The sequence below is a fragment of the Bacillus sp. FSL R5-0709 genome, from assembly GCF_038004785.1.
In the GTDB taxonomy this organism is placed as follows: domain Bacteria; phylum Bacillota; class Bacilli; order Bacillales; family Bacillaceae_G; genus Bacillus_A; species Bacillus_A mycoides.
Window position 1 is genome coordinate 2,503,174 of record NZ_JBBORT010000001.1, and the last position, 12,411, is coordinate 2,515,584.

The following is a 12,411-nucleotide window of genomic DNA, read 5'->3' on the forward strand; positions in this document are numbered from 1 at the left end:
AAAAGGATTCCTTTCAGTATACTAAAGTATGTTCTTATATTTAAATAATTAGCAAAAGAGAAAAGGTGTTTGAAATGAAATCGTATATTGTAGTTGGATCTGGAATTTTAGGAGCATCTACTGCTTATCATCTTGCTAAGGCTGGTGCGAAGGTTACTATTGTAGATCGTCAAGATTTAGGTCAAGCAACTGATGCAGCAGCAGGTATTGTCTGTCCGTGGCTGTCGCAACGTCGTAATAAAGCGTGGTATAAAATCGTTAAGGGCGGTGCACGTTACTATTCTTCGTTAATCCAACAATTAGAAGAAGACGGTGAAACGGATACAGGTTACAACCGTGTAGGTGCAATTAGTTTACATACTGATGAGAAAAAACTAGATCAAATAGAAGAGCGAGCGTATAAACGCCGTGAAGATGCACCAGAGATTGGTGAAATCACTCGCTTATCAGCTGAAGAAACGAAAAAATTATTCCCAGCATTATCGGAAGAATATAGTTCTGTTCATATTAGTGGCGCTGCACGAGTAAATGGAAGATTATTACGCAACGCATTAATAAGCGCTGCGAAAAAACATGGTGCAACTTTCATAAAAGGTGATGCAGTATTAGTCCGTGAAGGGAATCATATTACGGGAGTTAAAGTAAATGACGAAACAATTGTAGCGGAAAAGGTAATGGTAACTGCAGGCGCATGGGCGAACGAAATCTTGAATCCATTAGGAATTAATTTCTTAGTTACGTTCCAAAAAGGACAAATTGTTCATTTGCAAATTGAAAATACAGCAACAGAAAATATGCCAGTTGTTATGCCGCCGAACGATCAATATATTTTAACATTTGACAATGGCCATGTCGTAATTGGTGCAACGCATGAGAATGATACTGGTTTCGATCACCGTGTAACAGCTGGTGGTTTACATGAAGTATTCCATAAAGCGTTAACAGTAGCGCCTGGTTTAGAAGATGGTACAATGCTTGAAACTAGAGTTGGCTTCAGGCCATTTACGCCAGGATTCTTACCTGTTATTGGCCCACTCCCTAATTTTGAAGGCATACTCATTGCAAACGGATTAGGTGCTTCAGGATTAACAGCAGGTCCATACTTAGGATCAGAACTTGCGAAACTTGCGTTAGGGCAACCGATTGAATTAGATTTAAATGATTATAATGTTGCTGGGGCAATGGAATAGTAATAAACAAAAAGATTAGGAGTGATTTCCTAGTCTTTTTGTTATGTTATTTGGGCGTAACTAAGTATTTTGGGAGGTAGGAGTTCTTTTAAACAAGGGGTACCACCACATCGTTATCAAGCTAAGAAAATAGATAACCCACAAAACGAAAAATTTTTTCCCTTTATAGCAACGAAGTGCATTTTTATCGTTTGAGGTCTTAGAGAAGAAAGATTGATTCGTTCAATATAGAGGCGAAATAACATCAAAATCCTCAACTTGATGGATATTAGCGAACCGTTTCACAAATGAAATTAAAGCGATAGGCGGGATCCTAATTAAAGTTTTTTAAACCTAATTGGACTTACCATTAAGAGAGCGAGGATTAATGTAATCCATGCATTGCTATATGAAAACAATCCCATACCGGCCAATGGTAATCCAGCAGCTGGAATAGGTAATCCCTTAAAATATCCAATGGTTGGTTTTACACTAAATTTAGCTAATCTTAAAGCACCCATCGTTGGGAAAAGGATAAATGCCAAAGAAGTTAAAATAGATGGTGTTGCTATCGAATGAAATAAAAGTGCAGGAGCAACTCCGAAACTAACAATATCAGCTAAGGAATCCAATTGTACACCAAACTCACTGTTCACTTTTAATTTTCTCGCAATTCTTCCATCAAGGAGATCTAAAACAGCTGAAAAGAAAATAAAAATGGAGGCTACTTCCAAATAGTCACTCATATTCATGGTAATTGAAAAAACACCGCACAATAAATTTCCAATCGTAAATAAATTGGGTACAGCTTTTACTATTTGATTGAACAAGGTTGTCCCCCCTAAGTTGATCAAACTTCACGTTTATGTAGCATTTTCTATATATTCTTCCGTTATTCTTGAAAATATATGACCACTGTATGCTAAGTAAATTTCGGCAAGAGAAAAGCCGATTTCCTGTACGTTATGTTGGTTTATAAACATGTTTGATCAAAGGTAAGTCTATTACTGCTGATTTACTTAATATAAAAAGCCTGTTTTTGAAAAAAAGAGTTATCAAAATAGGCTCTAAACATATTTTATAGAATCACTTTTTATAAAATATGGTTGATTATTTTCGGTACGCGTTGTTGAATATTAGCACTCGATAGTTGAAGTGCCGAGTAGTCAAGCATTTTCCTCCGGTTGGTGGATAAGACCAACCGCTCCAGTTTTAAATGTATTGTTTTTTATAAGTTTAAGATTGATTTTGTCCGTAATTTCTTTAATAAAGGTAGTCCACTGCCTAAGACTACAGGAAACATATTAATCCGATATTCATCAATCAATTCAGGTAGTTTACGAAATTCTGGTTTTCCGCCAGAAAAGATTAGTTAGATATATTAATTATATAGTGGAACAAGATCATCGTTTTATTAAGAAACATGTGCGTTATATTTTTGGATTTAAGTCCTATAAAACAACATCTACACACTAAAAGATGCATCATATCTTCATATAGTCATAAAATTAATCTGTAGTCGAAAATACGTAAAGAGCTGCTAGAATGAATTACTGAGAATACGAAGAATAAAGGAGAGAAGCGGAGTAAAAACTAAAAAAATTAGACAAAGAAAATGGAGAGATGAACTAAATGTTAAAGATCATCAAACATTTAAAACCATTTATTGCTTCCATCATTGCAGTTGTATGTCTTTTAACTGTACAGGCAGTATGCGATTTATCACTGCCAGACTACATGTCTAACATTGTCAATGTAGGGATTCAACAAAAAGGTGTAGAAAATGCAGTACCTGAGGTTATTCGTAAAAGTGAAATGGATAAACTTACGCTCTTTATGAATGAAAATGAGAAGAAAAAAGTTGCTGACAACTATGTGCTTTTAGATAAGAACAACCTCTCTCAAAGTGAACTAAAAAATGACTTAAAAGATTATCCGCAGCTTGATAAAGAGCCACTTTATAAGTTACATACAGAAGATAAAAAAATAATTAACGAACTTAACGATATCTTTGGGAAACCAATGTTAATTACACAAGGAATTGAAAAAGGTGGCTCATCTGCTTTCTCTCCTGCTGCGACAGGTGACAACAACACACCAGCGAAACTTCCGCCAAATTCAGATCCTTTTGCAATCATTGCGAAACTTCCTCAAGATCAAATCAATGCAATGAAAGAAAAGGCAGATGAAAAGTTTAAGAATATGCCAGGCAGCATGGTAACGCAATCAGCCGTTTCATTCATTGAGAATGAGTATAAAAAGATCGGTATCAATATAGATAAGCTTCAATCCAATTTCATCCTTACTTCCGGCGGGAAAATGCTACTTTTATCCTTAGTAAGTATGGCAGCTACCGTTATCGTGAGTTTACTTGCTGCAAAAGTAGCTGCAGGACTCGGCAGAGACCTTAGAAAGAAAGTATTCAGGAAAGTTACAAACTTCTCGAATGCGGAGTTTGATAAGTTTTCCACTGCATCTCTAATCACAAGAAGTACAAATGATATCCAACAAGTTCAAACACTTATGGTTATGATGCTTCGCATTGTATTCTATGCACCAATTTTAGGTATCGGCGGCATTATTAAAGTACTTACTACAGACCTTTCAATGGGATGGATTATCGCAGTTGCGGTAATTGCGATTTTAAGCCTAGTCATTGGTTTATTTAGCATCGCGATTCCTAAGTTTAAGCGTATCCAAAAGTTAGTAGATAAAATTAACTTAATCACTCGTGAATCTTTAACCGGTATGCTAGTTATTCGTGCTTTTAATACTCAAAAACATGAAGAAAAGAAATTTGAAAAAGGAAATCAAGATTTAACAAAAACAAATTTATTTGTAAGCCGTTTAATGTCATTTATGATGCCAATGATGATGTTTATCATGAATGCCGTTACTGTACTTATTATTTGGGTTGGATCACACCAAGTGGATATGGGACATATGCAAGTTGGTGATTTGATGGCATTTATGCAATATACAATGCAAATCATCATGGCCTTCTTAATGATTTCAATGGTATCTATTATGGTTCCACGTGCTTCAGTTTCCGCACAACGTATCGCAGAAGTTTTAGATACTGACATTACCATTAGTGATGTAAAAGAGCCGAAAACATTTGCTTCAGACAAGAAAGGTTACGTTGAATTTAAAAATGTTGGCTTTAGATACCCAGGTGCAGAAGAAGATGTGCTTTCCAATATCACCTTTACTGCAAAACCTGGTGAAACGACAGCTTTCATCGGAAGTACAGGTAGTGGTAAATCAACATTAATCAACTTAATTCCACGCTTTTACGATGTCACAAGTGGCCAAATATTAATAGATGGCACGGATATTAGAGAAGTATCTCAGAAGGAATTAAGAGAGAAAATTGGTTATGTACCGCAAAAAGGAGTTCTCTTCTCAGGTACAATCGAGAGTAATTTGAAATATGGTAAAAAAGAAGCGACTGAAGAAGAACTCAAAAAAGCGGCGGAAATCGCGCAAGCTATGGAATTTATTAACGCGAAACCTGAAAGCTTCCGCACAGAAATATCACAAGGTGGTACGAACGTTTCCGGTGGTCAAAAACAAAGACTTTCTATTGCGCGTGCTCTTACGAAAAAATCGGAAATCTTCATATTCGATGATAGTTTCTCAGCTCTTGACTTTAAGACAGACGCAGCATTGCGCAGAGCTTTAAACAATGAGATTACAGGAAGTACTATTTTACTTATTGCCCAAAGAATCAGTACAATCATGAATGCCGATAAGATTATTGTACTTGACGAAGGAAAAATAATTGGAACTGGTACCCATGAAGAGCTTATGGAAAACTGTGAAGTTTATAAGCAAATTGCTTTATCACAACTTTCAAGAGAGGAGTTGTCATCATGAGTGATAGAAAAATAGAAAATAGAAAACAAAGCGGCCCTGGTCCTGGCGGTGGCGGTGGCGGTCCTATGGGCGGCGGCATGAGAAAGATTGAGAAAGCAAAAAACTTCAAAGGAACGATGAATAAACTCCTTCAATACTTGAAGCCCTATAAATTACCAATCTTAGTCGTTATCCTTTTCGCAATCGGTAGTGCAGCCTTTACAATCGTTGGTCCAAAAATTTTAGGAAACGCGACAACAAAACTTTTCGAAGGACTCGTAAGCAAAGTATCAGGAGAACCCGGTGCGGCCATTGACTTTACCTATATCGGAAACATTGTCATTTTACTCCTTGGATTATATATACTGAGCACTGTGTTTGGTATTATCCAGGGGTACATTATTTCTGGAGTAGCTCAAAAAGTATCTTATAACTTCAGAAAAGAAATCGATGAAAAAATTAACCGTATGCCGCTGAAATACTTTGATAAAACAACGCACGGCGAAGTATTATCGAGAATTACAAATGACGTAGATACGGTGAGCCAAACTTTAAACCAAAGTATGTCGCAAATCATCACATCCGTTATTACAATCATCGGTGTACTTATCATGATGTTATCAATCAGCTGGCAAATGACATTAGTGGCGCTTTTAATATTGCCAGTATCGATGATTCTCATCATGGCAGTCGTAAAACGATCACAAAAATACTTCAAATCCCAGCAAGAATATTTAGGACACGTAAACGGTCAGGTCGAAGAAATTTATAGTGGTCACAATATTGTAAAAGCCTTCAACAAAGAAGAAGAAGAAGTGAAAAAATTCGAAAAGGTAAATGATACCCTTTACCATTCCGCATGGAAATCTCAATTTTTATCTGGAATGATGATGCCGATTATGACATTTATCGGTAATATCGGTTACGTCGCTGTATCTATTTTAGGTGGGTGGCTTGCGGTAAAGAGAACCATCGCAGTTGGAGACATTTTAGCCTTTGTGCAATATGTTAGAAGCTTTACGCAACCAATCGCTCAAGTAGCACAAATCGCGAACGTACTTCAATCTACTGCAGCTGCTGCAGAAAGAGTCTTCGAATTTTTAGAAGAAGAAGAGGAAGTGCCAGAAGCAGAAAATCCAGTGAAGCTGCAAAAAGTTCAAGGAGAAGTTACCTTCCAAGATGTTCAATTTGGATACAATCCAGATAAGATCATCATCAATAATTTCTCATCTAACATTAAACCTGGACAAAAGGTAGCAATCGTCGGACCAACCGGAGCTGGTAAAACAACGATTGTAAAACTGTTAATGCGTTTCTATGACATAAACAGCGGTGCAATATGTATCGACGGTCACGATATAAAAGACTTCACGCGAGAAGACCTGCGCAACATGTTTGGTATGGTACTTCAAGACACTTGGCTATTTAACGGCTCCATCATGGAAAATATACGTTACGGTAGACTCGATGCTACAGACGAAGAAGTAATTGAAGCAGCGAAAGCAGCTCACGTTCACAACTTCGTAAAAACATTACCAAATAAATATCAAATGGAACTAAACGAAGAAGCAAGCAACGTATCTCAAGGACAAAAACAACTACTAACAATTGCACGTGCCCTTATAGCGGATCCGAAAATATTAATACTCGATGAAGCAACAAGCTCCATAGACACTCGTACAGAAGTACTGATTCAAAAAGCGATGGAAAACCTTATGGAAGGTAGAACAAGCTTCATTATCGCTCATAGATTATCAACAATACGTGATGCAGATTTAATCCTTGTCATGAAAGACGGAGATATTGTAGAACAAGGTAATCATGAAGAGTTATTGAAAGCTGATGGTTTCTATGCTTCGCTTTATAATAGTCAGTTTGAAGGTGCGGATGCTTCTTGAGTTAGGTGAAAGTCCATTTAAATAACTAAACCCACGAAGAAAATGCATTTTCTTCGTGGGTTTTTATCATTTTTAAGGTTCTGTTACAAAGTTTTTAAAAGTAAGCTAGACATTTGCAAAACAGAGTGAGGAGCATGATATTTGCAAGCTTTTCAAGAAGAGAAAAGGCTGAAGAAAAAGGCTAAGCAAAAGAATGAGAAATATAGCGTTCCTAGTAATACAGCTGACTTCATGAATGAGCTATGGAAGTAAAGGAATAAGTAAATGCGAGGATAAATGATTTTTGATTAAATTTATATTTACTGTTTTAGGCGCTGCCGTGATCGGTTTAGCGTCTTGTTTGTTGTTAAGGGATGAAATAGATTTGAAACTTAAAGATTAGATAATAATATTATTACTTTAAAATGCAGAAAGCAGGCTAGTAAACAAGCTATTTTTGTTTTTTAGCATAGAATATGATGAATCCTAAAGTTAAGAGGAGGTAATTATATTTATGGGATGTAATGGTAATTTCAGACGTTTCCGAGATTGTGATAGATTTTGGGATGATTTAATGTTTTGCAGACGCAGACATAGAGATTGTGATAACCGTCGTTGTAGACGTGACCGCGACTGTGATTGTGATGAATGTCGTCGTAGACGTAATCATGATCGTGACTGTGATTGCGATAATCGTCGAGATTGGTAAATTTCTTTCAATGAGTGCGTTTCTTCACAGCACTCGTTTTTTTATTTATGGGTTTTCTGAACTCTTTATTGATAATATATAAAATACGAAGAATGTAGTTGTAATATATGGTTGTACAAAAATCTTCACCGTAAAACAAAGTGGGCTAAAAGTGATCGAGAAGAGTTAAAGAAAGCATTAGAGTATTAATTAATACATTCTTTTGACCAGAGGTGATTTCACCGATGTAAGGAATCTTGTCCAGTTTGACACTCCCACCCCTAAAGGGGCCAGCTGACTAACGTCAGTGGGATTCTTGCTACCAAAGGCCAAAGGCGAAGCCCCCATTTCTGGTATCGTTGACGTGCAAGATTGCGGTGTGTCATCACCACTCCCACAACAGACCATATAGGTTCGTGGGCTACGGTACTGTTACCATACCGTACAGATTGTAGGTTCTCAAATGTTTTTACGTCTTTTGCATGACTATGAATAAAGTATACCATGTTTTGCTATGTACAAACGATGCTTTCATCCCACGTCTAAAGACGGACTAAAGTCCTGCGTGGGCTTTCCCGTATCGTAAATTCTGTAATGTTTTAGTATTTCTTCTCCTTCTCCTGTTTTATGACTTTCTCCAGAGATAATGATTATTTCTTCTCCATTAATTGTTGCACAACGGATAACCGGTTTAATTAAAGGGAATTATCAAAAAGGGTACTATAAAATAGAACAAGCCAAAGAAATAGATAAGGAGTGAGCAAGCGATGGACAACATGATTAATACGGGCAGCTTTGGTTTACAAAGGGGACCTGCTCAAAAAACGGTTGGCCAGTATTTGTTCGATTGCCTGAAACTGGAGGGCATAACCGAAATTTTTGGTGTCGCAGGGGACTATAATTTTACACTTCTTGATACTTTGGAGTGTTATAACGGCATCCGTTTTATAGAAGGACGAAATGAACTAAACTCGGGCTACGCTGCAGATGGCTATGCAAGAATCAAAGGAATATCGGCTCTTATTACGACATTTGGGGTCGGGGAGCTCAGCGCATGCAATGCGATAGCGGGAGCCAACAGCGAGCATGTGCCAATAATACACATTGTGGGTGCCCCTCCTGAGAAGGATCAAAAAGAGCATAAGCTGATGCACCACACCTTAATGGATGGAAATTTTGACATCTTTCGCAAGGTGTATGAGCAGATAACGGCTTATACTGCCGTGCTTACACCAGAAAATGCCAAGATTGAGATTCAGACTGCGATTCGCATTGCTAAGGAAAAGAAAAAGCCGGTATACCTGGTTGTGGCTAATGATTTAGTGACCAAGCCGATTAAAGTCTGGACAGAACCGGCACCACCACGTCCAACATCCAACCCGAATACCCTTCAGGCTGCAGTGAATCATGTCCGTCTGCTTTTGGAACGTTCCCACCGACCAGTTATCTTGGTGGATGTGAAAACGATGCGATTCGGCCTTCAGACAGCGACTCGGCAGCTAGCCGATGCAATGAATGTGCCTGTTGTAACGATGATGTACGGGAAGGGCGGATTCGACGAGAACCATCCAAATTATATCGGAATGTATTTAGGCTCTTTCGGGAGGACTGAAGTCCAAAGTACAGTGGAGAATGCAGATTGTATCATTGCGATTGGTATGGTATGGGCGGATACAAACACCGCAAGTTTTACCGCAAAGCTGAACCCACTGATAACTGTCAATATTCAACCAGATATAGTTAAAATCGCTGAGGCGGAATATCCGAATGTTCTTGCAGCCGACATGCTACTTGCTGTGCAGAAGTTGAGTTATACGGGCAAAGGTTTGACAAAAAAATTGTCATTCCCTTATGAGCAATTCACAACTATTGCCGACGGACCTCTAATGGCGGACGGCTATTATCCACGTTTTCAGCGCATGCTGAAAGAGGAGGATATTGTAATCGCCGAGACCGGAACGCTTTATTACGGAATGGGAGAGATAAGACTGCCGGGCAATGTAACATATATTGGACAAGGTGGATGGCAGTCCATCGGTTACGCAATCCCTTCGGCGTTTGGTGCTATTATGGCCGCGCCGGAACGCCGAGTATTGGTGTTTACAGGTGACGGTGCCCTGCAGCTAACGGTACAGGAAATCAGTTCTATGCTCTATTACGGCTGCAAGCCTATAATCTTTGTTTTGAACAACGATGGTTATACAATCGAGAGATATTTAAATGTCAAAACAGAGGATCAAAAGTACAACGAAATCCCTCAATGGTCTTACACCAAGCTGGCCGAAGCTTTTGGAGGTAACGCGTTTACCGTTACGGTCCGGACCTATGGAGAGCTTGATCAGGCTATAATCCATGCTGAAAAGGAAAGCGCCAAAAGACTCTGTATTATTGAAATGATCGCAGGGAATCGAATGGACGCACCTGAATATATGCGACGGATGCGTAGTTATATGGAGAAGCAGGAAAAGCAGCGCAGTCAGAACTAGTATCCAATTCCCTAGTCCCTAATTGAATACTAATCGAACAGTTTTAATCATACTCTTTTAATAAAACGCAATTAAAGGGGTGTAAAGTGAGTTGACAAAAGTTAAGGTTAGTTTACGGCCCATTGCAAGTAAGTTCAATTTACCTACTGTTTTGAAAACAACTATACTACCAGGTGACTCAATTGAAAGGTTATTTATTGCAACCCAGGTAGGAGAAATCTTTTACATAGGAGACGGAGTTATAAGGAATTTTTTAGATATTCGCCCGCGAATTATCAAATTAGGCACGTTTGAAGAAGGTGTCTCTAGTAGCGGTTATGATGAACGCGGATTGCTAGGACTAGCGTTTCATCCACAATTTTATCAAAACGGTTTATTTTACCTTCATTATTCAGTAGCTGGCACTCAAGGTCCGGGTGCCCTTTCTGAACCTTTTAAACCTAATCCGTGTGATCCGAAAACTTTAAACTTAAAGTGGGTAAATAGAGATACTCAATATGATCATATTGATACGGTTGAGGAATGGATTTTACAATCACATAGTCAACCTCAAAAACGACGGACATTACTTAACATAAGAAGGCCCTTTTTTAATCATAACGGAGTCAATAGTTTAAACTTTTCACCTGAAAGTGGAAAACTTGTTTTTACAAATGGAGATGGTGGATCGGGTTATGATCCATTTAATTTAAGCCAGGATGATTTAGAAATAGCGGGTAAAATAATTGAAATTGATGTAAGTAAAAATACATTCATAAATAACCCTCCAGTAGTTACACGCTTTAATGAGTTTCCTTTATCTATACAAGAAACACTTACAGTAATTGCGAAAGGAGTTCGGAATATAACAGGTATTTCATTTCAAAGGTTTTATAATCAATATATCAAATATGCTGGAAATGTCGGGCAGGATATTGTAGAGTCTATTTTTTCGTTTGTTCATTATAAACCCATACCGGTTACCGAACTTGTTCAAACGCATTTAATGAGATCCACTCCCAATCAAGATGGATTTATTAATTTTGGTTGGCGAGGATGGGAAGGAGAATTTCCTACTTCTTTTATAAGGCACTGTTCTGAGAATCCTACTTTGGATGAGAGAACAATGGCTTATTATAATGAAACAATAGAAACATCAGTGAGGCGCATACAGCCCCTAATTAGTTATTTTCATAAAGATTCCAGAGCAGATAAGTTTGGAGGAACCTCACTTACAGGAGTACAACCATATATGGGAACTACAATTCCTAGTTTAACTGGTAGTATCGTGTTTACTGATCTTGCTAAGAAAGAAGAATTTCAATCTCCAGTAAAGGGAGTGTTAGCTTTTACTAGAGCAGCTCTAGACGGGAAACGTAATGATTTTCATGTTATTGAAACCACTTATGATTTTGGGACTCAAGCAGCTTATTATGTTAGTTTAGGAACAAACTTAGATCAAACTAGATTATATTTAGGAGTTTATGGTTCTATGAAAGTAACTGAATTTAACAAAGGTACTATTTTTGAAATTGTTCCATGATACGGTATAAACTCTTAGTCTAAAAATATATGGAATTCATACTTTTTCAAACGCACGACTTAGCGCCTCTTAAAAAACCTTCTATGGATAAACATCTATTGTATAGTGATTCCTAACAAGCAGAAAGTAAAACATACCCAATAAGTATTTGAATAAAAATAGAAAGTGGTGAATTAAGTCTCTTTAGGGGGGAATTTGATGAATCGCTTTAGAAGCTATTGGTATCAATGGATGATAGAGCAGGATGCGAATTTTGTTCATAAAAGAAAGGTGACGCCTGCAAGTAGGTTAGTCATTACAGCATTACTCGGTTCATTTGCTGCTATTTTTCAATCTGCGGGGAACTTAATCCCTGGAATTGGGTTATTTATTAGTCCTTTCGCGACGCTACCGATTTTTCTAGCTATTTGTTATTCTATTCGTGAGGGAGTACTTTCTTATATTCTTACTATTTTCCTATTATTCATTATTGAGCCAAGTGAACTAATTGTCTTTCCCTTTACTACAGGCTTATTAGGTATAGCGTTAGGAGTATCCTTTTTACAATTCAAGAGGAGGATTTGGGTAATTTCCTTTTCAGCGATATGTCTACTTATAGGAATTATGATCATTCTCGATATCTTCCGTTTTCCTGTACTTGGTCCTACTATTCATACGACTATGGATATAAAAGTTATTACATTAATATTTATACTGAGTTTTTTATACTGCTGGATCTATGCAGAGTTGTGTAGAATAATAATGAATAGAGTATATAAAGTATGGTCTTAGCAATTGCATAAAATCTTTTTGAACAAATACACTTTCTCAT

The 12,411-nt window shown here is 37.5% G+C and carries 8 protein-coding genes and 1 pseudogene; 8 read left to right on the top strand and 1 reads right to left on the bottom strand.

Features of this window, described 5'->3' with window-relative positions; all coding sequences use genetic code 11:
- Positions 1 to 74: 74 nt before the first annotated feature.
- Positions 75 to 1,190, top strand: coding sequence for an NAD(P)/FAD-dependent oxidoreductase (locus tag MKX37_RS12715; RefSeq protein ID WP_078422417.1), 1,116 nt, complete (start codon positions 75 to 77; stop codon positions 1,188 to 1,190).
- Positions 1,191 to 1,507: 317 nt separating this feature from the next.
- On the opposite strand, the gene pssA is transcribed toward MKX37_RS12715, so the two are convergent.
- The gene (pssA, locus tag MKX37_RS12720; RefSeq protein WP_002085344.1) at positions 1,508 to 1,999 is read right to left on the bottom strand and encodes a CDP-diacylglycerol--serine O-phosphatidyltransferase; all 492 of its coding nucleotides are present in this window, start codon (positions 1,997 to 1,999) and stop codon (positions 1,508 to 1,510) included.
- A 535-nt stretch (positions 2,000 to 2,534) separates the two neighbouring features.
- On the opposite strand from pssA, the pseudogene MKX37_RS12725 reads away from it, so the two are divergent.
- The 7 genes and pseudogenes from MKX37_RS12725 to MKX37_RS12755 form a co-directional block, all read left to right on the top strand.
- Positions 2,535 to 2,639: pseudogene (locus MKX37_RS12725) on the top strand (IS6 family transposase); the annotation flags it as partial.
- 162 nt (positions 2,640 to 2,801) lie between these two features.
- Positions 2,802 to 5,048 (top strand): ABC transporter ATP-binding protein, encoded by a 2,247-nt coding sequence (locus MKX37_RS12730; RefSeq protein ID WP_078422418.1) that lies wholly within the window; start codon positions 2,802 to 2,804, stop codon positions 5,046 to 5,048.
- Positions 5,045 to 6,925 carry an ABC transporter ATP-binding protein gene (locus MKX37_RS12735; protein WP_078422419.1) on the top strand — a complete coding sequence of 627 codons (1,881 nt, stop codon included), beginning with the start codon at positions 5,045 to 5,047 and terminating at the stop codon, positions 6,923 to 6,925. Before MKX37_RS12730 ends, MKX37_RS12735 begins: the two co-directional genes overlap by 4 nt.
- A gap of 493 nt (positions 6,926 to 7,418) precedes the next feature.
- Positions 7,419 to 7,613, top strand: coding sequence for a hypothetical protein (locus tag MKX37_RS12740; RefSeq protein WP_002099904.1), 195 nt, complete (start codon positions 7,419 to 7,421; stop codon positions 7,611 to 7,613).
- Positions 7,614 to 8,359: 746 nt separating this feature from the next.
- Positions 8,360 to 10,078, top strand: a complete 1,719-nt coding sequence (locus tag MKX37_RS12745) for an alpha-keto acid decarboxylase family protein (RefSeq protein WP_078422420.1) — start codon at positions 8,360 to 8,362, stop codon at positions 10,076 to 10,078.
- A gap of 91 nt (positions 10,079 to 10,169) precedes the next feature.
- On the top strand, positions 10,170 to 11,600 hold the full coding sequence (locus MKX37_RS12750) for a PQQ-dependent sugar dehydrogenase (RefSeq protein ID WP_078422421.1): 1,431 nt from the start codon (positions 10,170 to 10,172) through the stop codon (positions 11,598 to 11,600).
- 198 nt (positions 11,601 to 11,798) lie between these two features.
- Positions 11,799 to 12,371, top strand: coding sequence for a hypothetical protein (locus MKX37_RS12755; protein ID WP_002013264.1), 573 nt, complete (start codon positions 11,799 to 11,801; stop codon positions 12,369 to 12,371).
- The last annotated feature ends 40 nt before the right edge of the window (positions 12,372 to 12,411 follow it).